Below are 24,974 nucleotides of genomic sequence, written 5' to 3'. Positions count from 1 at the left end.
GAGAAAGCCCGTGATAGCGTCTGCGCCGCAGATACGTTTTGTTTAATGCCGCTGCTTTGGAAGATGCAGGGCACGCACTGATGTGCCAGTCCGAACGATTCGAGAACGGGCGCCAATTCGCAGCTTGCCGTGCGCGTTGGCTTGCGGCATCTGTTCTGACGCCCGTTCGCTACGTCACACGGATCAGAACGCGTGACGCAGGCCAACCGTCACGGCAACCTGCGAATCCGTCGACGACGGCGACAGCGTGTTGATCATCGCGTGCGACAGCACCGAATCCGCCGGTGCGCCATGCACGTTCTGATAAACGCCTTCAAGGTAGAAGTCGGTGCGCTTGCTGAGTGCGTAGTCGGTTTGCAGCATCGCCGTGTTCCATCCCGGCGACGAGCCGTTGTACGCGCCATGCGTGTACGTGTAGGCGCCCGACACGCTCAAGGCCGGCGTCAGCGCATATTTCGCATTCACTTCGTAGTTATCCAGTCGCAACGAACCGGCCAGCGTGCCCGCCGATGAATCGTTGGCGCCGAGATAGGTGCCCGTGCCGAACGAGAACACGCCCGCGGCGTTGTCGATCTGCGAATGGCTCCACACGAGACCAACCGTCGCCGGGCCAAACGTGTAGTTGCCGCCAACCGACCAGATGCGCTGCCGTTCCGCGATGAAGTTCGCGCTCGTATCCGACGACGTGGTCGCGCCGCTGCCGTTGCCCGCATTGTTGAACTGCAGGTAACCGGCGGCGAGATTGACGGGGCCCATCGCATACGACACGCCGAAGCCATACGAGCGGTTGTTCGCGAAGTCGCCTGCCTTGTTGCTGAAGCTATACATCGTTTCGACCGTAACGCCGCTCCACGTCGGGCTGGTGTACTTGACCGAGTTGTTGATGACGACGGAGTTCGCAGCGAGGTTGTCGTTCTCGAACGGATGCGCGGCCATGCTACCGCCCCACGTGTTGAACTCGGCTGTCAGCGGCCCGACGAGGTCGTTCATCGCGTCGAACTGGCGGCCGAACGTCAAGGTGCCGTACGGATCGCTTTGCAGGCCGACCCACGCCTGCGAACCGAAGGCACTGCCCGAAAATGCCTGCGCGCCGTTGTTCAGCAGGAAACCCTGTTCGAGCTTGAATACGGCATGCAAGCCGCCGCCCAGATCTTCCGAGCCCTTGAGCCCGAACACCGTATTCTGCGTCGAGCTGCTCACCATCTGCCAGTTGCTGTGGCCCTGCTGGTTATTGGTGTACACCAGACCGGTGTCGATAAGACCATAAAGCGTCACGCTGCTTTGCGCATGCGCGGAAGCGGTAAAAACTCCGAGTGTTGCGAGGGCGAGTAAAGATTTCTTCATGTTGGTTCGGCTCCGTGATGTAGCGGTGAAGCGTTTTGTGGCGCGCGATCATAAAAGAACCGACGATGGTTTGGCAACCTCGCGCGCGCCAGACTCGACAGCGTCTTCATCATAGGAGTGTCAAAAATATCCGGCGCTCAAGCGCACCGTCGCGCGGCGCTAAAGCAACGCGTCCTATGCCGGAGTGCTTTCAGACAGATACACATGCTTTCGTGAGCACTGACATGTGCTCAAAAACGATAAGCGTATTGCAAGCTAACCACGCATTGCACGTGATTGGCATGGACTGGCTAGCCGTTCTTCGGCGCGGTGGAAACGTTTCGCTTGCGACGACCGTCGGCGGCGCGTTCGAGCAACAGCCGGTCCATTGCCGACAGCAGATCCGTCGGGTCGAGCGGCTTGCGCAAAAAGCCGTCGTAATAGACGAACGCGGGCGGGCTCGGCTCGCCCGACACCAGAATGAACACGATCTCCGCCAGGTTCCGCTCGTTGCGCACGTGATGGCACAGCACGCTGCCCGACATTACCGGCATCCGCCAGTCCGCGACGACGATATCCACATCGCGCTCGCGCAGCATGTCCAGCGCGGCGCGCCCATCTTCGGCAACACAGGTCGCATAGCCATGCGCTTCGCACACGTATTGCCATGCGTCCAGCGTTTCAACGTCGTCGTCTACAAGCAGCACTGTCGGCATATCTGGCCTCGCTCATGACCATTCGATGCACTGCGCTCGCGTCCGCTTCGGGACGTTCGAGCGCGCCTGGATACATTGCTGTCGAAGCAAACCAAAAGCCAGCGCCGCGTTCCGTCTCGAACCCGATGATGCGCCGGCCCTGCGATGCAACTCAAACTCGACTCACACCGGGAACGGGTTGCGTTCCGCGAAACCTTCCTGATGCCAGTACGGGTACGCCGGCCTGACCTTGCTCGCTTCATCGAGCTTCGCGACCTGCGCTTGCGTGAGATTCCAGCCCACCGCGCCGAGGTTTTGCCGCAATTGCTCCTCGTTGCGTGCGCCGATCAGCACCGTCGAAACCGTGGGCCGTTGCAGCAGCCAGTTCAACGCGATCTGCGGAATCGTCTTGCCCGTTTCTTCGGCGATCGCGTCCAGTGCATCCACCACGCGATACAGATACTCGTCGGGCACGGGCGGGCCCATGTCGGCTGTCTTGTGCAAGCGGCTCTGTTCCGGCAGCGGCTGGCCTCGACGAATCTTGCCCGTCAGACGGCCCCAGCCCAGCGGACTCCATACGACGGCACCCACGCCCTGGTCGATGCCGAGCGGCATCAGTTCCCATTCGTAGTCGCGTCCGATCAGCGAGTAATAAGTCTGGTTCGCCACGTATCGCGGATAGCCATAGCGGTCCGCGACATCGAGCGACTTTTGCAGATGCCAGCCCGAGAAGTTCGACATGCCCGTGTAGCGGATCTTGCCTGCGCGCACGAGATCGTTCAACGTGGAGAGCGTTTCTTCCACGGGCGTCTTCGCGTCGAAGCCATGCAACTGGAACAGATCGATATAGTCGGTTTGCAGACGCTTGAGCGCCGCATCGACCGCCTGGATCAAATGGAAACGCGACGAGCCCACGGCATTCGGATCGTTTTCATCGAAGCGAAACGTGGCCTTCGTCGAGATGATGGTCTTGTCGCGACGCCCTTTCAGGGCCTCGCCGAGAATCGCCTCCGACGCGCCGTTCGAATAGATGTCGGCGGTGTCGAACATCGTCACGCCGGCGTCGAGACAGACGTCGATGAGCTTGCGTGCTTCGGCGACATCCGTCGCGCCCCACGCCTGAAAGAATTCGCCTTTGCCGCCAAAAGTGCCCGTGCCGAAGCTGAGCACGGGCACCTTGAATCCCGACGCGCCCAGGTGACGATATTCCATGTTGGCCTCGTTGATGAATCGGTTGAACGATGCGGATCGCTCGCAAGCTTCGATGCGGGCGCAATGATGAGGTTGATAGACTACTCCATTGGCCCATGGCGTGCAGGCGCGTCGGCCGACGTCATTCAATTGAAAGACGACGCATGCGGGTATCCAGAATGAATAGCCGTATGCGAGAGAGATCAGCAAGCGCAGCGCCTGATCCGCATGGCAAAAACAAACGGGGCGCGCATCGCACTGCGCGCCCCCGCTATTCCAACCTGCCTCAACCGTTGACGGTCTCGACCTCGCCACGCACCGGCTTGCTCTTGCGGCGCAGTTCTTCCGTCGTTTCGCCGCCGCCATCGGGCAGCCACCCCGGCGGCTGGATCACGTGGTTGATCGCGATCCACACGCTTTTCGCCCTCACGACATCGCGGATCAGCGTGGCCCAGTGCTCGAACTCGACGACGAACGGGTTACGCGACGTGGTCGGTGTGACGAGACCGTAGCGGCAGGGTTCGTCGGCGCGTTCTTCGACATAGGTGCCGAACAGACGGTCGAAGATGATCAGCACGCCGCCGTAGTTCGCATCGAGGTACTCGACATTCGATGCATGATGCACACGGTGCGCGGACGGCGTATTGAACACGTATTCGAGCCAGCCGAGCTTCGGCACCCACGTCGTATGCAGCCAGAACTGGTACATCAGGTTCATATAGAGCGTCAGCAGCACGACTTCAGGGCGCACGCCGAGGAACACGAGCGGCGTGAAGAAGATCGCCGAGCCCGTCAGCTTGCCTGTCACGCCGAGCCGATAGGCAGTGGACAGCGTCAACTGGTTCGGCGAGTGATGCACGGCATGCGTGGCCCAGAAGAAGCGCATACGGTGCGACGCGCGGTGATACCAGTAGTAGCAGAACTCCTGACCGATGAAGAGCGCGAACACCATCAGCGCGCTATTGATCGACACCGTGAAGAGACGATGGTCCCACGCGAGCGCGAAAACCGGCGTCGCGAGCGACAGCGGCAACAACGCGAGCAGCTTGCGGCCAACCAGGTCAAACAGAGAAATCCAGACTTCGTACCACGCGAACGGCGTCGCGGTGCTGCGGTTCTTTCTGCTGAGAACGACGGCCTCGATCAACGACACGAAGACGATGACGGCCGAGACGTAAAGAGGGAGTTTTCCGAAGTGTTCCATGACGATGCCATAACGGTTGTGGCGGGAGGTATCGTCTGCGGTGGTGTTGGATCAGTCAGTGCATCGCATCCGATATGCGCACTGTAGTGATGGCCGCCGTTACAGGCTATGCGGAAGTTATTTCACCCTATGTCACGGCGCCCGGCGCCTTGCGGGACGGGCCTTTCGGGCGTTTTCGCGAGTCCCGGAAAATGGCCGTGGAAGGGGAAAAATTGCAGCGGTCGCAGGGTTGTGAACGGTCGTGCCGTTTATGCGCAAACCGCTGCGACGGCAACGGCAAACGGAACCGGCAACGACAGCGGCTCGCCCAAGCCTCAGCCCGCCATTGTCGCGCGAACCGTGTATTCGCCTTCCGGCACGGCGACCGCGAGCCGTTCCAGCGACGTGTAGAAATCGGCGGGCAGCGGCTCCACGGGATAGCCGCGCTTCTCCCACGCATCCAGACCGCCCTTCAACGCGTGCGCGTGCCGAATGCCCTTGCGATGCAACTGCGCAATGATGCGCCGCGCCGTCGCCTCGCTCGGACAGACGCAATACACGACGATGGGATGCGCGAGCAGCATGGCGTCCAGCTTGTCCGGCGAATCGAGATCGAGCGGATAGGCGCCCGCGATCCGGTAAGCCTCTTTGTCGCGCACGCTGCGCGGTCTCGCATCGAAGATCAGCGGCGGTGCGTCCGAACGCATCATCGTGTCGAGCTGGTCGGGGCTGATACGCCGCTTCGCGAGCAAGCGCCGGAATTGCACGCGCCGCACCCAGCGGTACAGCAGCACCGTCACACAGATGGCCGCGAACGCGTCGAAAATCGTGCCGCCGTTGTGCCGCACCAGCAGCATCGCCTGCACGATCTGGTCATGCAGCGCAGCGCCGCCGATCATATACGCGCCCGTCCACAGCGACGCGCCGACGGCATCCCAAAGCAGGAACACGCTGGGCGAGATCGCCGTCGTGCCCAGCAGCGGCGCGGAAATCAGGCCGACGCCGGGCAAAAACTTGGCGAGCGTGAGAATCGGCGCGCCGTGGCGCTCGAAGACGCCGCGCGCCGTGCGCAGCGTCGTATCGAGCGACAGCGAAAAGCGCACGAGACCGTTCAGCAGCCGCCGGCCGCGCACGCGCCCGACGAAGAACCACAGCGAATCGGCGAGCAGCGTCGCACCGACGGCCGCGCAGAACACGGCCGCGTACGACACCTGCCCCATCGCCGCCATCGTCCCGGCGAGCATCAGCATCGGCGCGGCCGGCACGGGCACGCCCAGTTGCGTGACCAGCACGCTGAGAAACACGGCCCACGGGCCAAGCGAAGCGGGGATAGCGGTGGGGAAATGCCACACGACAGCGGTCCTTTCAAGCATGGAGCGGGCTGCGTTCGCGCTGAACGGCGCCCGTCGAAACGGTATGGCGCGCCGCCATGCCGAAGCCGGAAACGCACCCGGCCGGCCAGCGACGCCCGGCGATTCTAGACGGGATTGCGCGAGCACGTGTTCCTGCCGTACAACGCGCCGCCTGTCCTTCCATGCGAAAAGTAGCGGATTTCACGGTCATTTCGGTGAAAGCCGATTTTCCCGCCCCGTGTCAGTCCGGGTCGGGCACCGTCATGCCGAGCAACACGGAGCTGACCGACTTGCCGTGCGCATCGAGCGCGAGCGAACGCGTGACGCCGCCGCCGAGCGCATCGCGCAGCACGAAATTGAACGCCGCGAGGCGCGGCAGTTCGTGGCGCGTCACCTCGCCATGCACGAAACCGGCGAGCCACGCCTTCACATGCGCCGCGCTCAGATGCGCGCGCAAATGCTCGTAGTGACGCGGGTCGTGACAGATCACCGACACGTTCAGCGTATTGCCCTTGTCGCCCGTGCGCGAGTGCGCGAGTTCGCGTAATTGCATGTCAGGCCTCCACGAAAGCAAATGCGGGATGCACGTCGCCGCGCGGCAACAGCACGGATTGCACTGCGAGCACCTCGCGCGTCGATTTCGCGACGCCGCCGCCGCCCGCCGGTCCGTTCGTATAAAGCGTTTCGACTTCGTTGCCGATGCGCAGCGCTTCTTCCGCCGTCGACGTGCGTCCGGCGACCCGCACGCGCACTTCGTACGGCTCGCTGCGTTCGGCGGCGGCCGTCTCGCCGTAAAGCGAATCGATGCCGATCAGATCGAAGCGCAGTTCGCTCGCGGCCACGCCCGTCAGCGCCAGCCGTTCGCGCACGATGTCGAGCGCGAGCCGGGCACGCGCGACGGCGCCCGGCCCGCCGTACGAAATCTGCCCTTCGCCGATGTAGCCGTCCGCGTAAGCCACCGACACCTTCAGCGTCTCCGTGCGCGCCGTGCCCTTGCCGCCCGTCACGCGCACCCGGTCCACCGCCTCTTGCGCAACTTCGACTTGCGTGAAATCAGCGGTCACGTCCGGTTGCAGATAGCGGGCGGGGTCGTGAATCTCGTAGATCAGTTGTTCCTTGCAGGTCGCCGCGCTGACGCGGCCGCCTGCGTGCGGCACTTTCGTGATCGTGACCGCCCCGTCCGCCGTGACTTCGCCGATCGGGAAACCGAGCCGCGCGAGCATCGGCACGTCCTTGTAGCCCGGATCGGCAAAATAGCCGCCCGTGATCTGCCCCGCGCATTCGAGCAGATGCCCGACGACGGTCGCCTGGCCGAGCGTCGCCCAGTCGTCCATGCGCCAGCCGAACGCGTGGATCAGCGGCGCGGTGAACAAGGACGGATCGGCGACGCGCCCGGTCAGCACGATATCGGCGCCCGCGTCGAGCGCGGCGACGATAGGCGCCGCGCCCAGATACGCGTTCGCCGATACGACGCGCTCGCGATACGCCGCGACGTCGTCGCCCGATTCCTCGAAACGGAACTGGCCTTGCAGCACGACGTCGAGCACGTCGTCGCCGCTCACGGCCGCGATCTTCAGGCCGCCCAGACCGAGCGACTGCGCGATCTGCGCCGTCTTGCGCGCGGCCGCGTGCGGATTGGCCGCGCCCATGTTCGAAATGATCCGCACGCCGTTGCGGGCGGCAACGGGCAGCACGGCGCGCATGCGCGCTTCGAGCAGCGGATCGTAGCCGAGTTGCGGATCTTTGCGTTTCGCCTGCTGCGCGATCGCGATGGTCCGCTCAGCCAGGCACTCGAACACGAGAAAGTCGAGCTGGCCGTGCTCCGCCAGTTCGACGGCGGGCTCGATACGGTCGCCCGAATACCCTGCGCCCGCTCCGAGCCTGACACGTCGTTCGCGCTGATTTGCTGTCATTGCCGCACCACCCTCCGCTAACACTCACAACGAAAAAATACCCAGCACGACGCACGCAAGCGTCATCACGATCGACGCGCCGAACAGCAGCGGGAACGTGAATTTCTGATGCTCGGCGAGTTCGATCCCGCACAGGCCGACCACGAGAAACGTCGCGGGCGTCAACGGGCTGACGGGAAAGCCCGTCGTCATCTGGCCGAGCAGCGCCGCCTGGCCGACCTGCACGGACGGCACGCCGAGCTGCCCCGCCACTTCGGCAATCACGGGCAGCACGCCGAAATAGAATGAATCGGGATCGAACAGCATGCTGAGCGGCATCGAAAACAGGCCGAGCACGACGGGAATGTGACCCGCCATGCCGGGCGGCACGAAGCCGACGGCCGACTGCGCCATCGCCTTCAGCATGCCGCTGCCCTGCATGATCCCCGTGAACACGCCTGCCGCGAGCAGAATGCCCGCCATCATCAGCGCGGCGCGGGCGTGGGCGTCGATGCGCTTGCGTTGCATGTCGACGTTCGGATAGTTGACCATCAGCGCGATGCACAGGCCCACCATGAACATGATCGCGGGCGGGATCTTCTCGCCCATCACGACCATCGTGCCGAGCACGATCACCGTCAACACGATGTTGAACCAGAAGTTCTGCGGGCGGCGCAGCGCCTGTTCCTCGGGTGTGAGCTTGCGTTGCGGCATCGGAACCGCGCCGGCCGCGCCCGACACGCCGAGCCGTTTCTCTTCGCGCCGCCCCAGCCAGTACGCCGTGCCGAAGACGAACACGAGGCCGATTGCCTGCACGGGAATCAACGGATTGAACAGCGCCGAGACGGGCAGATGCAGCGACGCGGACGCGCGGATCATCGGCCCCGTCCACGGCAGGAAGTTGATGCCCGCCGCCAGCGACACGGCCGCCGCCAGCACGCGTTTATCCATTTGCAGGCGCTCGTAGAGCGGCAGCATCGCCGGGATCGTGACCAGAAAGCAGACGGCGCCCGAGCCGTCCAGATGGATCAGCAGCGCCAGCAGCGTCGTGCCCATCACGATGCGCGTCGGGCGCGTGCCGACCGCCCGCAGAATCCGGTCGATGATGGGATCGAGCGTGCCCGCGTCGGTGATCGTGCCGAAGTACAGGATCGCGAACACGAACATGCCGACCACGGGCGCCAGGCTCTTCAACCCGTCGACGACGAACTTGCTGGTCTGCAGCCCGAAGCCGCCAATCAGCGACGCCGCAATCGGCACGACGATCAGCGCGACCAGCGGCGACATGCGCTTCGAGAGAATGGCGCCGAGCAATACGGCGATAGTGACGAGCCCCAGTAAAGGCAGCATGTGCGTGTCTCCAAGTCTTGTCTTTTAATGGCTTCGAGCGTAAGTTCGGCGCAGCAATAACACAATTGAAATGATTTGATTGCAGCAATCACAAACTGTTATGGATCTGAATCTCCGCGACATCCGCGCGTTCGTCACGGTCGCTAACGCGGGCAATTTCACGCGCGCCGCCGCGCGGCTGCATCTGTCGCAGCCGGCGCTCACCGTGCAGATCCGGCGGCTCGAAGAGACCGTCGGCGCGCGTCTGTTCGACCGCAATAGCCGCACCGTCGCGCTTACGCAGACGGGCCGCGAACTGCTGCCGCTCCTGCAGCGCTCGCTCGACGACATGGAGCGCGTGCTGCGCGATGCCCGCGCGCTCGGCGACGGATCGAGCGGTACCGTGCGCCTCGCGTGTCTGCCGACGTTCGCGGCGAGCGCGCTGCCCGATCTGATCCAGGCGTTCAGAAAGCGCGTGCCGCAGGCGCAGTTCCAGATTCGCGACGTCGTCGCGAGCACGGTGAATGCGCTCGTGCGCAATGAAGAGGCCGATATCGGGCTGACGGGCGGCGATACCTTCGACGCAGCGCTCGAAGTGCTGGTCGAAGGCACCGACCGGCTCGTGGTGGTGTGCCCGAAAGACCACGCGCTGGCCCGCAAGCGTCGCGTGTCGGTCAGCGATGTCGCCGCGTCGCCGCTCGTGCTGACGGCGCAAGGCACGAGCGTTCGCAGCGTCGTCGATGCGGCGCTCGAACAGGCCGGCTGCGCGCCGGAGATCGCCTGCGAGCCGACCTACATGATGACGGCCGTCGCGATGGTGCGCGGCGGGCTCGGCGTGACGATCCTGCCCGCGACGGCCCGCGAGGTGCTGGCCGAACGGGACCTGATCGCAAAACCCATCGACGATCCTGCTTTCGTGCGGCCCATCGCGTTGATCAAGAAGCGTGGCCGCACCTTGCCGCGTGTCGCCGAAGACTTCGTGACACTGATCGCCAAACGCATGAAGTGATAGGCGGAAAATTCCGAACACTTCGACATGCGCGTGTCACGCGAGGTCGTGAGTCGATTGGACGCACTATGTCATCGCAACCTTACCGGGAAATCGCTATTGCCCGTTTTATGCATCTCCGCCTAATCTTGAGTTCGGCAAGCGGTCCTACCGCATCGCAAGCGGCGTCGACGAACGCCGCGCCTGGCACACCATTCCGAGGCGTGACGCATCACATGTCAGCGTACAAGTTCAAGCTCCTGATCGTCGACGACGACGTCGCGACGGTGCGCATCATGAGCGATATGCTTTCCGATTACGGCGAACGGCGTTTTGCGCTGTCGGGCGAAATGGGCCTGTTGCTTGCGCGGCAATCCACGCCCGACCTGATTCTGCTCGACGCGAGCATGCCCGGCATGACGGGCTTCGACTTCTGCGAAATCCTGAAGGCCGACAGCGAGCTCGCGAAAATCCCGGTGATCTTCGTCACGAGCCACGACGCGCCCGCGCTCGAAATCGACGCGTTCCGGCTCGGCGCAGCCGATTACGTGACGAAGCCGCTGAACGCCACCCAATTGCGTGCGCGCGTCGAGACGCAACTGCGCAGACGGCTCAAGATCCTGAACCAGTCGGAGAGCTTTCGCGCCGGCCTGTTCCTGCCACCCACACTCGGCGCGTTGCCGGACAACATTCTGGTGGTCGATAGCGATACGGGACGGTTGAGCCGTCTGCAGGACCTGCTGCACGATCTGGGCCGCTGCACGTCGGCGACCACGGGCGCGCAAGGTCTCGAACTTGCGTTGCACAGCCTGCCGACCGTGATCCTGGTGGACGCCGCGTTGCCGGACACGAACGGCGTGCAGCTATGCGCGGCGTTGAAGAAAGAGCCGCGTCTCGAAGGCGTGCCCGTGCTGTTGATGACGGACGGCACGGCCAGTGACAACGCCGACTATGAACACGCGCTGCTGAACGGCCTCGCCGACAGCGTGCTGAATCACGCACAACCCACCGTGCTCAAGGCGCGCGTGAAGCATGCGATGGCGTCGGTGCATGCCGACCAGAGACGGATCGGCGCGATGCGCGAGTATTGGCTCGCGGTGGAGAAGGCCGCACGGCGCGTCGAAGGCAAGGACGGCGAAGGGACGGTGCCCGATTGAACAAGGCGTCGCAAGCGCTGGTACGCTTGCGACGCCTGACAGGCGCTTCTTGCCGCGCCGCGAACGCTCGCTCAGAACCCTGCTGCGAGACCGTCGCGACGGCTGTCGCTCGCGGCGACATAGCCGCGATCCGGCTCGTTGCGGTCGAGCTTCCAGATGAACTGGCCGGAGCCGAAATCCATATACGGATCGTCGATCGACTTGATCGTGTGGCCGAGGCCTTCCAGTTCGCGCGCCGTGCGCGGATCGAGCGTGTGCTCGAGGTCGACCGAGAAGTCGCGGTTGACCTTCCAGCGCGGCGCGTCGCAGGCGGCCTGAGGCTGCTGGCCGTAGTCGAGCATCCGCACCACAGTTTGCAAATGGCCTTGCGGCTGCATGTCGCCGCCCATCACGCCGAAGCTCATCACCGCTTCCTGCTGGCCGTTCACCTGCTGCGTGAGGAACGCCGGGATGATGGTGTGGAACGGCCGCTTGCCGCCTTCGACCACATTCGGCGACTTCGGGTCCATCGAAAAGCCGCAACCGCGGTTTTGCAACGAAATGCCCATGCCGGGCACGACGCAGCCCGAACCGAAACCCATGTAGTTCGACTGGATGAAGCTGACCATCATGCCGCGCTCGTCCGCCGCCGACATGTAGATCGTGCCGCCCGTCTTCGGCATGCCGAAGTCGAACTGCGTCGCGCGCTTCGGGTCGATCAGCTTCGCGCGCGATTTCAGGTACGCGTCGTCGAGCATCTGCTCGGGTGTCACTTCCATCGAACGCGGATCGGCCACATAGCGGTAGACATCCGCGAAGGCCAGCTTCATCGCTTCGATCTGCAAGTGCTGCGATTCGATTCCGTCGAGCGTCAGCGACGCCACGTCGAACTGTTCGAGTATGCCCAGCGCGATCAGCGCGGCGATGCCCTGCCCGTTCGGCGGAATCTCGTGCACGGTGTAGCCGCGATAATCCTTGCCGATCGGCTCGACCCACTCGGGCCGATAGTTGCGCAGGTCGTCGAATGTCATCGCGCCGCCGGCGTCGCGCGCAAACGCCGCGATACGCTCGGCGATCTCGCCTTCGTAATAAGCACGCGGGCCTTTTTCGGCCAGCAGGCGCAGGGTCTTCGCATGGCCCGGCATCCGGATCAGTTCGCTGACCTCGGGCGCGCGGCCATGCGGCATGAAGGCATCGGCGAAACCGGGCTGGTTCTTCAGTTCGGGCACGGCGGCCGCCCACTTGCGCGCGACGATGCTCGCCACCGCATGCCCGCGTTCGGCGATTTCGATGGCGGGCTCCATCAGGTCCGCGAACGGCAGCGAGCCGAACTTCTTGTGGAGCGCTTCCCAGCCGGCGACCGCGCCCGGCACCGTCACCGTGTCCCAGCCGCGCACGGGCTGCGTGGCGATACCGTTGTTTTCGCCGTATTTGCGCTTGAAATAATCGACATTCCACGCTGCGGGCGCGACGCCCGACGCGTTCAGCCCATGCAGCTTCTTGCCGTCCCACACGAGCGCGAATGCATCGCTGCCCAGCCCGTTCGACACCGGTTCGACGACGGTGATCGCCGCAGCCGCCGCGATCGCGGCATCGACGGCATTGCCGCCTTTCCATAGCATGCGCAAGCCGGCCTGCGCGGCAAGCGGCTGCGAGGTCGAGACGATGTTGCGCGCGAACACGGGCATGCGCAGCGTGGGATACGGGTTCTGCCAGTTGAAGCTTGTCATGATGTCACTCTTAGGGTTTTGCTGGTTCGGCGGCGGCGGCGTCTTGTTTGTATAACGCTGCAGCATAAAGAATCAGGACTCGCGCGGATCGAGCGCGTCGCGCAGACCGTCGCCGAGCAGGTTGAAGCCGAGCACGGCCAGGAAGATCGCGATGCCGGGGAAGATCGACATCCACGGCGCCTGGCTCACGAAGTCCTTCGCGGTGTTGAGCATCGATCCCCACGATGGCGCGGGCGGCAATTGCCCGAGCCCGAGAAACGACAGGCTCGCTTCAGCGATGATCGCGCTCGCCACCGTGAGGCTCGCCTGCACGATGATGGGCGGCAGCACATTCGGCAAAATGTAACGCAGAATGATGCGCGGGTGATCGAGACCGATCGCGCGCGCGCCTTCCACGTACTCTTCGGCCTTCACGCTGATCGCCTGGCCGCGCGTGAGGCGGATGAAGCGCGGCATCGCCGAAATACCGATCGCAGCCATCGCGTTCGTCAGGCTCGGGCCGAGAAACGCGCTCAACGCAATCGCGAGAATCAGGAACGGAATGGACAGCAACGCGTCGGCAATGCGCGAGATCACGCCGTCGACGAGCTTGCCGAAGTACCCCGCAAGCAGCCCGAGCGGCACGCCCAGCACGACCGCGATGCCGACCGACACGACGCCCGCCAGCAGCGACGCGCGCGCGCCGTACAGCAGTCGGCTCAACACGTCGCGGCCGAGTTCGTCGGTGCCGAACCAGTGCGCCGCCGACGGCGCCTGGCGCACGGTCATGAAGCTCGCCTGCACCGGGTCGTACTGCGTGAGCCACGGCGCGAACACGGCCATCACGACGATCAGCGCGACCAGCACCGCGCCGAACACGGCCGCCCGGTTGCGCATGAAGCGCACCACACCGCGGCGCTTGCGGCGCGGCAGCGTGGCCGCTGCGGAACGGGCATCGATTGAAGTAGCCATCAACTGCGCCTCAGTCGGGGATTGAGCAGGATATACAGCACGTCGGCGCACAGATTCACGACGATGAACGCCAGCGCCGTGACCAGCACGACGCCTTGCACGACGGGGTAGTCGCGATTGAACACGGCGTCGACGACCAGTTTGCCGAAGCCGGGAATGGTGAACACCTGCTCGGTCAGCACCGCGCCCGCGAGCAGTTCGCCGAACAGCAAGGCGAGCACGGTGACGATGGGAATCAGCGCGTTGCGAAATGCGTGCTTGACGACCACGGCGCCGCGCAACAGGCCCTTCGCGCGCGCGGTGCGGATGTAGTCGGTGCGCAGCACGCCGAGCATCGCACTGCGCGTGTGGCGCATCAGTTGCGCGCCGAGCGCCGCGCCCAGCACGAACGCGGGCATCAGCATGGTCTTGATGCTGAGCCAGAAGTCCTCGCCCGGCGACACATAACCCGACGACGGCAGCAGATGCCAGCGCACCGAGACGATGAAGATCAGCATGATGCCGAGCCAGAAGTTCGGTATCGACATGCCCGACAGCGCGAAGATGTTCGCGGCGTAATCGAGCGGCCCGCCGCGGCTCGCCGCCGAAATCACGCCGGCCGGTATGCCGATGCCGATCGCGAGGATCATCGCCATCACCGCGAGCTGGAGCGTGACGGGCAGCTTCTGCGCGATCAGCGAGCGCACGGGCACGTCCGTGCGCAGCGAGGCGCCCAGATCGCCGTGCGCGACGTCGCGCACCCACAGCGCGTACTGCGTCGGCACGGGCTGATCGAGGTGATACTTGACGCGCAGCGTCGCGATGACCTGCGCGTCCTGATCTTCGCCCGCCATCGCCAGCACCGGGTCGCCCGGCAGCAGCTTTTGCAGGCCGAAGATCAGCACCGACACCAGAATCAGCGTCGGCACGGCCACCAGCATGCGATTCGCGATGATCCGCAGCATGACGCTCAGCCCTTGACCGACACGCCGCGCAGACGCACCAGACCGTCGGCGGAAGGCGTGAAGCCCTGCACTTTCTTCGACAGCACGAACGGCCACGGTTGCGCGTACAGATAGACGATGGGGTCGTCGTCGGCGAGGATCTTGCCGGCGGCGTCGTAGTCCGTCTTGCGCTCGGCCGGGGTGAGCCGCGTGCGCGCGGCGTCCAGCAGCGAGTCGACCTGCTGGTTGCAGTAGTGCGCGTAGTTCAGGTTGCCCGCGCAGGTGTTGAACTGATGCAGGTTGCCGTCCGGGTCGACGCGGCCCGACCAGCCCGTGTACATCGCCTCGAAATCGCCGCTATGCCCGGCGTTCAGTTCCGTTGCGTAGTCGCTCGGGCGCAGCTTCAGCGTGATGCCCGACTCGCTCAGCATGGCCTGCAGCATCTGCGTGATCTGGCTCGCGACCGTGTTGTTCGGATACGCGAACTCGACGGTCGGATGCTCCTGCCCTGCTGCTTTCAGCAATGCCTTCGCCTTGGCGACGTCGCGCTTCGTGGTCGGCAGCGACGTGTTGTAGTACGGGCTCGACTTCGGAATGCCCTGGTTGGCTGGCGAGAAAATGCCCGCGCCGATCACCTGGTCGATCGCGTCGCGGTCGATAGAGAGTTCGAACGCCTGGCGCACGCGCTTGTCCTTCAGCGGATTGTTGCCGCGCGGCCCGTTGTTGATGTTGAAGGTCACGTAGTAGAAGCCGAGGCCCGTCACCGGCTTGAACTGCATGTTCGCGTCGCTCTTCACCGACGCGACGTCGGAAGGCGCCAGACGTTCGAGCATGTCGAGCGAGCCGGAGCGCAGGTTCGCGAGACGCACGGTGCTGTCGGGAATCGGCTGGAACACCACGCGCTGGATCGGGTACTTGTCCGCGTCCCAATAGCCCGCGAACTTCTCCAGCACGACGCGATCGTTCTGCACGCGCTGCACGAATTTGTACGGACCCGAGCACACAGGGTGCGCGCCGACGCCAGCGGCATCCGCGAGCGTCTTCGGCGCGAGCATCATGCCGGCGCGGTCGGACAGCGTGGCCAGCAGCGCGGCGTCCGGCTGCTTCAATACGATCTTCACCGTGCTGTCGTCGACCACGTCGACGTGATCGACGGACGACAGTTCGCTCTTGCGGTTGCTGGTCGGCAGGCTGCGATAGCGGTCGAGATTCGCCTTCACGGCGGCCGCGTTGAACGGCTCGTCGTTCTGGAACTTCACGCCCTGGCGCAGCTTGAACGTCAGGCTCTTGCCGTCTGGACTCGTCGTCCATGACGTGGCGAGCATCGGCACGATCTTCAGGTCGGGCGACACATCGACGAGCGAATTGCACAGCGACGCGAACACGATGCGGTCGACGAACTGCACGCTGCGGGCGGGATCGAGCGAGCCGATATCGTCCTGCAAGCCAATGCGGATGGTGCTCTGGGCCATCGCGGCGGAAGCGCCCAATGCGAGCGCGGCGGCAATCAACATTCTTCGCATGCGTTATGTCCTTGTTGCAGTTCGGGTTGCCATCGGAGGTTGTGCTATGGGTTCGCGTTCGCTGTCAGCGCTGCCTGCTTCTCGCGGTAGATCGCAAGGCGCTCGTTCAGCTTCGTGCTGACGCTCGCGGCGAGCGGCGCGCCGCCGCCCGCGTTCTGCACGTCGCGCCAGAAATGACAGGCGACCTGGCGACCGCCCGGCAGCGTTTCGGCAAGCGGACGCTCCTGCGAACAGCGCGGCTTCGCATGCGGACAGCGCGTATGAAAACGGCAGCCCGGGGGCGGCGCGGTCGGGCTCGGCAAGTCGCCTTGCAAGGCGGGCCTGGTGCGCCGCTCGTGCGGGCTGCTGGCGGGAATCGCGCGCAACAGCGCCTGGGTGTACGGATGCAGCGGCGTGTCGAACAGTTCATCGACCTGCGCCAGTTCGACGATTTCGCCGAGATACATCACAGCGACGCGGTCGCTCATGTGCCGGATCACGGCGAGATCGTGCGCGACCATGACGAGCGTGAGACCGAGTTCCGCCTTCAGCGATTCGAGCAGATTGATGACCTGCGCCTGCACGGACACATCGAGCGCCGAGACCGGCTCGTCGCCGACGATCAGCTTCGGCTCGCCCGCCAGCGCGCGTGCGATGCCGATGCGCTGCCGCTGCCCGCCCGAAAACTCATGCGGATACCGCTCCGCATAGGCGGGCTGCAGGCCGACTTTGCTCAGCAGTTGCGCAACGCGCTCGCGGCGCGCGGCGGCATTGCGCGCGAGACCATGAAACGCCACCGGCTCGCCGATGATCTGCCCGACTGTCATGCCCGGATTCAGCGACGCGAACGGGTCCTGAAAAATGATCTGCATCTCGCGCCGCAAGCGGCGCAGCTTCGCGCCCTGCCAGTGCGTGATGTCTTCGCCCTGATAGAGCACGCGGCCCTGCGTCGCGTCGATCAGGCGCAGCAGGAGACGGCCGAGCGTCGACTTGCCGCAGCCCGACTCGCCGACAATCGCAAACGTCTCGCCCGTCTGCACGGCGAACGACACCTCATTGACGGCATGCACAGTGGGCGTGCGCGCGAACATCTGCCGCTCGCCGCCGAAACGTTTGGTCAGCGCGCTCGCTTCGAGAATGGGTGTGGCGATGTGCTTCAGGCTCGTCATGTCAGCTCCTTCTGCTGCACCGGCTTGACGAACTGTTCGACGGGCGCGAGCCAGCATGCGACGCGATGCTCGCCGGAAAGCGTCCGGTCGGGCGGCGCGGCGTCGATACAGCGCTGCTCGGCGAACGGACAACGCGGCGCGAAGCGGCAGCCGCGCGGCATCTGCTCGGGCGACGGCACCGAGCCGCGAATCGTCGCCAGCGACCCTTCGCGCTTGCCGACGGAAGGAATCGCGCCCATCAGGCCGATCGTGTACGGATGCTGCGGATCATCGAACAGATCGGCGACCGTGCCGTATTCGACGATCCTGCCCGCATACATCACCGCGACGTGATCCGCGACTTCGGCCACCACGCCGAGGTCGTGCGTGATCAGCAGCATCGCCGTGCCCGTCTCCGCCTGAAGCGTACGGACGAGCGACAGCACCTGCGCCTGGATGGTCACGTCGAGTGCCGTGGTCGGCTCGTCGGCGATCAGAAGACGCGGGCGGTTGGCGAGCGCCATGGCGATCATCACGCGTTGGCGCATGCCGCCCGACAGTTGATGCGGGAACGTGTCGAGCCGGGTTTCGGGTGCGGGAATATGGACGAGTCGCAGCATCTTCAGCGCTTCTTCGCGCGCCTCGGCACGCCCGATGCCGCGATGCCGCCGGACACTCTCGCCAATCTGCTCGCCGATCGTATAGGCAGGATTGAGCGAGGTCATCGGCTCCTGAAAGATCATCGACATCCGGTTGCCGCGAATGTCGGCCAGCTCGCGCTCCGACAACGCGAACAGATCCACGCCTTCGAAATGCGCAGTGCCCGCGACGCGCCGCGCGGGCGGGCTCGCGAGCAATCCCATCAGCGCCAGCGACGTGACGCTCTTGCCGCAACCCGACTCGCCGACCATGCACAGCGTCTTGCCTGCATGAACCGGGAAAGAGAGGTCATCGACGACATTCGGCACATCGGGCGCGTTCGAAAACTTCAACGAGAAGCCGCGTACATCGAGAACCGGCCGGCGTTCAGCACCGGTCATGCCTGGGTACTCCGCATCGTGTTGCTCGCTCTTGCAGATCGTCATCGAACGATCATACTGGCCGCTCTCGCACAAAAAATATTAAACTTTCTTTTCGATACTTAAGTTTTTCTCATGATTCGATCGTACGATCGGCCATGCATCACAGATCCCGGAACCGCCCATGCCGACACTTCGCATGCTGAAGACCTTCAAGGCCGTTGCCCGCACCGGCTCGTTTTCGGCCGCCGCCGATAAGGTCGCGCTGACGCAGGCCGCCGTCAGTCTGCAGATGCGCGGGCTCGAAGAGGCGTTGGGGCGGCAGTTGTTCGATCGCCGAGGGCGGCAGATTACCCTCACGCAGCATGGCCAGTCGATCTGGCCAAAGGTCGAGCAGATTCTCGATCTGCTGGCCGAACTCGAGGGCAAGCCGGCTGACGCGATGGAGGGGCCAGTGACGATCGGTGCAGTGGTGTCGGTAATCGGTGCGCTGTCGCTCGCCGTGGCGCGGCTGAAGGCAGCGCATCCTCGGCTCGACGTGCGTCTGCTGTCGGCACGCTCCGACGAACTGGCAAACATGGTGGAGGTGGGTGAAGTGGACGTCGCAGCCGTAGTGGCGCGCGCCGACGAAACACTGCCCGACACGCTGAAATGGACCACGCTCTACACCGAGCCGATGATGCTGATAGTAAGCCGCGACGTCGCCGACAACGATCCGCAGCGCATCCTGCGCAGCCACGGCTTCCTGCGTTTCGACCGGCGCGTGCGCACCGGCCAGGTCGTCGAACAGGCGCTGGAAAAAGCAGGCTTGATGGTCAACGAGTATCTCGAACTCAATTCGATCGAAACGATCGTCGCGCTGGTGCGCGAGAAGGTCGGCGTCGCGGTGCTGCCGCTGCTGATACGCGGCAACTGGCTGAACGATCCGCTATTGCGCGTGATCCCCATTTCCAGCCCGCCGGCGCTGCGCACGGTCGGCATGGTGCAGCGGGCCTCGGACGACCGCAAGGCGTTGATGCGCGAGATCGTCGATACGCTGCAGGCGATGCCGCGCGACAGAGCGTGACGCGCCGCCAAAGGCGGCACTAGCGTTCCATCATGCGCATCGGCGAAGCGACACGGCCGCGTCCCGTGTGCTTCGCTTCATAGAGCTGGCGGTCGGCGGCATCGATCAGCTCGGCGGGCTGCGAGTCGGCAGTCGGGAGCAGCGTCGCGACGCCCGCCGAGATCGTGACTGTTTCCGCGCAGCCCGAATCGAGATGTTCGAGCCCGAGCGCGCGCACGCCCTCTTCCATCTGCATCGCGATACGTGTTGCCGCTTCGAGCGGCGTGTTCGGCAACAGGCAGGCGAACTCCTCGCCGCCATAACGGCCGACCGTGTCGTAAGGGCGGCGCAGCGTTTCCGTCAGCCGTCTGGCGACGGTTTGCAGACAGCGGTCGCCCGCCTGATGCCCGTAACGGTCGTTGTAGCGCTTGAAGTAATCGACGTCCACCATCACCAGCGACAGCGGCGTCGATTCCCGCAGGCAGTGCCGCCAGCTGGCGTCGAAATCCTCCTCGAACTTGCGCCGGTTGCCGACCCCCGTCAGCCCGTCGACGAGCGCGATCGAGCGCAGCACGTCGCCCTGCATTTTCAACGACAGATGCGCGCGCACCCGCGCGCGCACGATGGCCGGTTTGACGGGTTTCGTGATGAAGTCGACGGCGCCGAGCGACAGGCCGTACTCCTCGTCGGCTTCGTCGGTCTGCGCGGTGACGAAGATGACGGGAATCGTGTGCGTCAGCGGATCGGCCTTCAGGCGGCGGCACACTTCATGGCCGTCCATGCCGTCCATCACGACGTCGAGCAGGATCAGGTCGGGCATCACCTTGTGGCACAGCTCGATGGTCTGCGGGCCGCTGGTCGCCATGAACACGTCGCAGTCGTCCTTGAAGAGCGCATGCAGCGCGCGAACGTTCACGGGCTGATCGTCGGCGATGAGCACCTTCGGACGCCGCGTGAACGTGTGGGCCCAGTCACCGGGAATGTGTTCTAGCATGTCAGGTTATCCAGCATCTCACGGGTGCTGGCGGCAGCCGTGACGAAATCGAGCGCTTCGATCTCGGCGAGCAGCCTGTCGAAACGCGGCTGCAACGTCGGCGGCACATGCGGCGCGAGCGTTTCGGCGAGATCGAGCGCTTCCAGATTGGACGACTCCAGCCGTTCGAGCAGGCGGCCGAGCCGCTCGCGGTATTCGTCCGCCGGCAGTTGCGTAGCGCCCGCCGCATGCGCGCCCGGCCTGCTGCCGAACACGACACGCAGGCGCGCCACGCTGTCGAGCAGCAGACGTTCGAGGCCGTTCACATCGACGTGCGAGACGGATGCCGGTGCTTCGCCGTCCGCCTCGATCAAGCGATGTTCGAGCGTCGCCGCGGCATCGGCGAGCGCCTTGGCGCCCATCGTTCCCGCGCTGCCCTTGATCGCATGCAGCAGCGCCGCGCTGCGTCCCGTGCCGCCCTGCTCCGCATCGTCGCGCAAGCCGTCGAGATGCCGCTCCATTTCGCTCACGAACACACCGAGCGCCTTGCGGATCAGATCTTCACTGCCGCCAAAACGCCCGACGATCGATTCCTTTCGTTCGAGCAACTCGCTCGCGACGGGTTCAGGGCTGGCCTGCGCGTTCGCCGTCGCTGCCACTGGCGCGCCTGCTCGCGTATGGGACAACAGCGCGTTGACCAGTTGCGCGACGTCGATCGGCTTGCCGACATGGTCGTTCATGCCCGCCGCGAGACACGCGTCGCGGTCCGCGCGGGTCGCGTTCGCCGTCATCGCGATAATCGGCAGCGACGCGAAGCGGCCGTGCGCGCGAATCAGCCGCGTCGCTTCGAGACCGTCGACATCCGGCATCTGCATGTCCATCAACACCGCGTCGAACACGCGCGTGCCCGTCAGCACCTTCTCGACGCCTTCTAGCCCGCTTTCGGCGAGCGCCACCTGGGCGCCCTCGCGGCTCAACAAGCCTTCGGCCACTTCGCGGTTCAGCGGATTGTCCTCGACGACCAGCAGCGTCAGACCCGCGAGCCGTCCCGCGCCCGCCGGCACGGGCGCGGGCGCCCGCTTCACGTGCGCGGCCTTCTGGCCCGTCAGCACGCGCTGCACGGTCTGCGCAAGCTGCCTGGGCGTGACGGGCTTCGTGACGAAGGCATCGAACGGCATGTCGTCGGATTCCTGCGCGGCGGCGAGCACTTCCTGGCCGTACGCGGTGATCATCACAATAGCGGGCGTGCTGCGGCCCGCACGCGCTTCGTCGATCCGCCGCGCCGCCGCCAGGCCGTCGAGATCGGGCATGCGCCAGTCGAGCAGGATCACGTCGTAGCCCTCGTTGTCGCGCTCGGCGGCGCTCGTCAGCTTGACGGCCGACATGCCGCCCGGCACCACGTCCGCTTCCCAGCCGAGCGCGCGCGCCGTGCGCGACAGCACTTCGCGCGCAATGCCGTTGTCGTCGGCGACGAGCACGCGCAAGCGCCGGTCGCGCGGCTGATAAAGATCGAAGTGGTCTGCGGGCACATCGTCGCTGATGCCGAGATTGATGTCGAACCAGAAACGGCTGCCTTTGCCGGGTTCGCTCGCCACTTCGAGCTTGCCGCCCATCAGTTCGACGAGCCGCCGGCTGATTGCCAGCCCCAGCCCGGTACCGCCGAAACGGCGCGTAGTCGACACTTCGGCCTGACTGAAGCCCTCGAAAATCTGCGTAAGCTGCGACTCGCTGATGCCGATGCCGCTGTCCGTCACCGCGATGCGCACACGCACGCCGCTATCGAGCCGCGACAGCAGCGTGAAGCTGACGACCACCTGGCCTTTGATGGTGAACTTGAGCGCGTTGCCCGCGAGGTTCACCAGCACCTGTTGCAGCCGCAAGCTGTCGCCGATCACGACGGGCGGCAGGTCGGGGCTGATATCGAACAGGACTTCGACTTCCTTGTCGTACTGGTTGCCCGACAGCACGACGCCGAGATCCTGCATCAGCGGCTCGATTTCGAACGTGTGCGTGTCGAGCTGGAGCTTGCCGGCTTCGATCTTCGAGTAGTCGAGAATGTCGTTGAGCAAGCCGAGCAGCGACTTCGCCGCCGTCTCGGCCTTGACGACATAGCCGCCCTGCCGTTCGTTGAGGCCCGTAGATTGCACGAGATCGAGCATGCCGAGCACCGCGTTCAACGGCGTGCGGATTTCATGGCTCATGTTTGCGAGGAACGCCGACTTCGCTTCGTTCGCGGCGTCGGCCTGCTGCTTCGCGTCGCGCAGCCGTAGCTCGATATTGCGCGGCTCGGTGACGTCGTGATTCACGCCCGTCACGCCGACCGGTTTGCCCGAACCGTCGCGCTGAACCGTGAAGGTGGTCTGGATATGGCGGATTTCGCCGTCGGGCAGCACGATCCGGTAGAGCGGCAGATGGATGTGCTTTGCCGTGAGTTCGCCGGCAAGCGCGGCGTCCAGTTTTTCGACGACCAGGGCGCGGTCTTCTTCGTACACGCGCGACAGCCAGTGATCGAAACGCAAACCTTCGGCGGGCGTCGAGGTGTAACCGAAAATCTCGAACATGCGCGCGTTCCAGCGCAATGCGTCGCTCGAAAATTCCCACGACCAGATGCCCAGTTCGGCGATATCCGCGGCCAGCAGCAACTGGTCGCGCGCTTCCGACAGTTCGGCGCGCTCGCGAATCTGCTCGGTCATATCGGTGATCACGCAGACGAAACGGCGCTCGCCGCCCGTCACCATCGTGCCCGTCGACACATGGATGGGGAACTCGCTGCCGTCCTTGCGCAAGCCGGCCAGCTCGCATTCGCTGGCGATGTCGCGCGCGTCCTTGTCGCCGTTCTCGGCGAATTGCGACGCATAGCGGGTGAACAGTTCGCTGACCGTGCCCGACACGAGCACGCGCACGTCCTTGCCGGCGATCTCGCGCTCCGCATAACCGAAGGCCTTCTCGCCCGCCGGGTTGAGCGTCAGGATGACGCCCGAGCGGTCGAGCGTGAGGATGGGATTGACGGCCGTGTCGAGAATCGCGCGGGTGGTTTCGAGACTCGCAGCCAGCTTGCGCTCGATGCGCGTGCGCGCGTTGGCGTTGCGCACCAGCCGCCAGCCGAACACGGCCAGCATCAGCACCAGCACGGTCGTGCCCGCCGCGTGCCACAACGTATCCGACAGCCACGGCGCGAGAATCTCGTCCTGCGCGAGCGCCGCGGCGACGAACAGCGGGTACTGGCGAAGATTGCGCACGCTGTTTAGTCGCGTGACGCCGTCCTGCGCCGACTTCGACACGAAGCGACCCGCTTCACCCGATTGCTGATGCACCTTGAACAGCATCGTATCGGTGATGTTCTTGCCGATGAAGCGCGTTTCGAAAGGACGGCGCACGATCATGATGCCGTTGTCCGCGACGAGCGCGACCGCGCCGTATCGGCCGATATCGAGGCTGTCGTAGAAGCGCGTGAAGAATCCGATGTCGATGGTCGCGAGCGCGACGCCGGCGAACTGGCCGTCCGGGCCGTCGATGCGGCGCGATACGGGGATGATCCATTGCCCCGTCGAACGGCTTTTCACCGGCATGCCGATGTGCGGGCCACGATCGGCATGCGTGCGGTGATAGACGAAATATTCGCGGTCGGCGTTGTTGAAGGTCTTGACGAGCGTGGGCTGCGAGTTCGCAAGCCAGTTGCCGTCACGGTCGTAGAGATACAGGCCGTTGAGTTGCGGGAGTTCCGTCACGCGCTGCATGAACAGCCGGTGCAGCCGGTCGAGCGCGGCCGTGCTCACGCCGTCATGCTCGACGCGCTCCACGACGTCGACCAGCGTGGTGTCGGCCTGCTTGATGGTGTCGTCGGCGTGCTGCGCCATGGCGCGCGCGAGGTTCGCGGTCGCGACGGACATTTCCTCCATCTGGTCCTGGCGCGACGCGACGCCGCGCCATACGTCGCTGCCGATCAGCAGCGCACAGACGACGACGAGGAACAACGTCACCCGGATGGGAAGCGAGAGCCGACTGAAGATACGACGGGCCAAACGAAGTCTCCGACATGCTTACCGCATCATTTTGAAGGTGGCCTACCGGCAATTCTTGCCTGTATTGGGCGTAGCAATCGCTGAAAAGTCTGCGAAAGGTGGCTACGCACGCAAGGACAGTGCCTTGGTGCCTGATGTCGAGACTACCTTGACTTTCCGGTTAACGACAATGGTCTGGGGTTCTTTAAGAATGCGGGGCGGTAATTCGAGCGAAAAACGGCCCGATGATCGGGCTTTTTCGTTGAATCGGCTCTCGCCAAAGCCATCGTCCGGCCGGACGAAGCGAAGCGAATCGAATCGAATCGAGGAGGCGACACCGGCTCCGGGCACATCAGTGTGTGGCCAGCATCATGGAAAGTTGCGGCTGCGACGGGCGACCACCCGGCATGCGCAATCAAGCTGGCTGCTGCCGAAGCCGCAGCCAGCTCCTCTGCGATTAACGTGCGACGTCGTGGGCGCGGCATCGGCCCGACGACGTCGGGTGGTCAGGCGGCCTTCGCCTTCACGTTGCCCGCTCTCTCGGCGAACTGGGAAAGCTTCAGATCGGTCGCTTTCTCTTCTTCCAGCGTTTC

The 24,974-nt window shown here is 64.6% G+C and carries 19 protein-coding genes; 3 read left to right on the top strand and 16 right to left on the bottom strand.

The annotated features are described in order from the left end of the window. Positions 1-183: 183 nt before the first annotated feature. The 8 genes from KFO72_RS25410 to KFO72_RS25375 form a co-directional block, all read right to left on the bottom strand. Complete coding sequence (locus KFO72_RS25410; RefSeq protein ID WP_054931715.1) at positions 184-1,344, bottom strand: porin; 1,161 nt, start codon at positions 1,342-1,344, stop codon at positions 184-186. Positions 1,345-1,634: 290 nt separating this feature from the next. Continuing rightward, positions 1,635-2,039 carry a two-component system response regulator gene (locus KFO72_RS25405; RefSeq protein ID WP_054931714.1) on the bottom strand — a complete coding sequence of 135 codons (405 nt, stop codon included), beginning with the start codon at positions 2,037-2,039 and terminating at the stop codon, positions 1,635-1,637. A 162-nt stretch (positions 2,040-2,201) separates the two neighbouring features. Then, the gene (locus tag KFO72_RS25400; RefSeq protein WP_060610160.1) at positions 2,202-3,230 is read right to left on the bottom strand and encodes an aldo/keto reductase; all 1,029 of its coding nucleotides are present in this window, start codon (positions 3,228-3,230) and stop codon (positions 2,202-2,204) included. A 265-nt stretch (positions 3,231-3,495) separates the two neighbouring features. Continuing rightward, positions 3,496-4,413, bottom strand: a complete 918-nt coding sequence (locus KFO72_RS25395) for a sterol desaturase family protein (RefSeq protein ID WP_107201861.1) — start codon at positions 4,411-4,413, stop codon at positions 3,496-3,498. A gap of 314 nt (positions 4,414-4,727) precedes the next feature. Beyond that, positions 4,728-5,744, bottom strand: coding sequence for a VTT domain-containing protein (locus KFO72_RS25390; protein WP_062918809.1), 1,017 nt, complete (start codon positions 5,742-5,744; stop codon positions 4,728-4,730). 241 nt (positions 5,745-5,985) lie between these two features. Beyond that, on the bottom strand, positions 5,986-6,297 hold the full coding sequence (locus KFO72_RS25385) for a hypothetical protein (RefSeq protein WP_035995791.1): 312 nt from the start codon (positions 6,295-6,297) through the stop codon (positions 5,986-5,988). Between the two features lies 1 nt (position 6,298). Continuing rightward, entirely contained in the window at positions 6,299-7,657 is a 1,359-nt protein-coding gene (locus tag KFO72_RS25380; RefSeq protein ID WP_225033314.1) for an acyclic terpene utilization AtuA family protein, read from the bottom strand. Between the two features lie 24 nt (positions 7,658-7,681). Next, positions 7,682-8,986 (bottom strand): CitMHS family transporter, encoded by a 1,305-nt coding sequence (locus KFO72_RS25375; protein WP_225033313.1) that lies wholly within the window; start codon positions 8,984-8,986, stop codon positions 7,682-7,684. Positions 8,987-9,086: 100 nt separating this feature from the next. Here KFO72_RS25375 and KFO72_RS25370 point away from each other — a divergent pair, with 100 nt between their 5' ends. Beyond that, the gene (locus tag KFO72_RS25370; protein ID WP_225033312.1) at positions 9,087-9,974 is read left to right on the top strand and encodes a LysR family transcriptional regulator; all 888 of its coding nucleotides are present in this window, start codon (positions 9,087-9,089) and stop codon (positions 9,972-9,974) included. 215 nt (positions 9,975-10,189) lie between these two features. Then, positions 10,190-11,110, top strand: a complete 921-nt coding sequence (locus KFO72_RS25365; RefSeq protein ID WP_060610753.1) for a response regulator — start codon at positions 10,190-10,192, stop codon at positions 11,108-11,110. A gap of 71 nt (positions 11,111-11,181) precedes the next feature. Here KFO72_RS25365 and KFO72_RS25360 read toward each other — a convergent pair whose 3' ends face one another. From KFO72_RS25360 to KFO72_RS25335, 6 genes are all read right to left on the bottom strand, one after another. Then, positions 11,182-12,819 (bottom strand): gamma-glutamyltransferase family protein, encoded by a 1,638-nt coding sequence (locus tag KFO72_RS25360; RefSeq protein WP_225033311.1) that lies wholly within the window; start codon positions 12,817-12,819, stop codon positions 11,182-11,184. Between the two features lie 72 nt (positions 12,820-12,891). Next, positions 12,892-13,770: an ABC transporter permease gene (locus KFO72_RS25355; protein WP_176054005.1), complete on the bottom strand. Its 879-nt coding sequence runs from the start codon at positions 13,768-13,770 to the stop codon at positions 12,892-12,894. Beyond that, entirely contained in the window at positions 13,770-14,714 is a 945-nt protein-coding gene (locus tag KFO72_RS25350) for an ABC transporter permease (RefSeq protein ID WP_060610144.1), read from the bottom strand. The genes KFO72_RS25355 and KFO72_RS25350 overlap by 1 nt, the downstream gene beginning before the upstream one ends. A 5-nt stretch (positions 14,715-14,719) precedes the next feature. Beyond that, on the bottom strand, positions 14,720-16,216 hold the full coding sequence (locus KFO72_RS25345; protein ID WP_054931702.1) for an ABC transporter substrate-binding protein: 1,497 nt from the start codon (positions 16,214-16,216) through the stop codon (positions 14,720-14,722). Between the two features lie 44 nt (positions 16,217-16,260). Beyond that, positions 16,261-17,364, bottom strand: coding sequence for an ABC transporter ATP-binding protein (locus KFO72_RS25340; protein ID WP_225033310.1), 1,104 nt, complete (start codon positions 17,362-17,364; stop codon positions 16,261-16,263). Then, positions 17,361-18,383, bottom strand: a complete 1,023-nt coding sequence (locus tag KFO72_RS25335; protein WP_224099835.1) for an ABC transporter ATP-binding protein — start codon at positions 18,381-18,383, stop codon at positions 17,361-17,363. Before KFO72_RS25335 ends, KFO72_RS25340 begins: the two co-directional genes overlap by 4 nt. A gap of 163 nt (positions 18,384-18,546) precedes the next feature. On the opposite strand from KFO72_RS25335, the gene KFO72_RS25330 reads away from it, so the two are divergent. After that, positions 18,547-19,428 carry a LysR family transcriptional regulator gene (locus tag KFO72_RS25330; RefSeq protein ID WP_054931700.1) on the top strand — a complete coding sequence of 294 codons (882 nt, stop codon included), beginning with the start codon at positions 18,547-18,549 and terminating at the stop codon, positions 19,426-19,428. A gap of 19 nt (positions 19,429-19,447) precedes the next feature. On the opposite strand, the gene KFO72_RS25325 is transcribed toward KFO72_RS25330, so the two are convergent. Both KFO72_RS25325 and KFO72_RS25320 read right to left on the bottom strand, forming a co-directional pair. After that, positions 19,448-20,401 (bottom strand): diguanylate cyclase domain-containing protein, encoded by a 954-nt coding sequence (locus tag KFO72_RS25325; RefSeq protein ID WP_060610138.1) that lies wholly within the window; start codon positions 20,399-20,401, stop codon positions 19,448-19,450. Then, positions 20,395-24,402: a response regulator gene (locus KFO72_RS25320; protein WP_225033309.1), complete on the bottom strand. Its 4,008-nt coding sequence runs from the start codon at positions 24,400-24,402 to the stop codon at positions 20,395-20,397. Before KFO72_RS25320 ends, KFO72_RS25325 begins: the two co-directional genes overlap by 7 nt. Between the last annotated feature and the right edge of the window lie 572 nt (positions 24,403-24,974).

This window comes from Paraburkholderia sp. XV, assembly GCF_020177535.1.
Classification (GTDB): Bacteria; Pseudomonadota; Gammaproteobacteria; order Burkholderiales; family Burkholderiaceae; genus Paraburkholderia; species Paraburkholderia caribensis.
The sequence above is the reverse complement of the archived record's forward strand: the minus strand, read 5'-3'. Positions and strand labels throughout refer to the sequence as shown.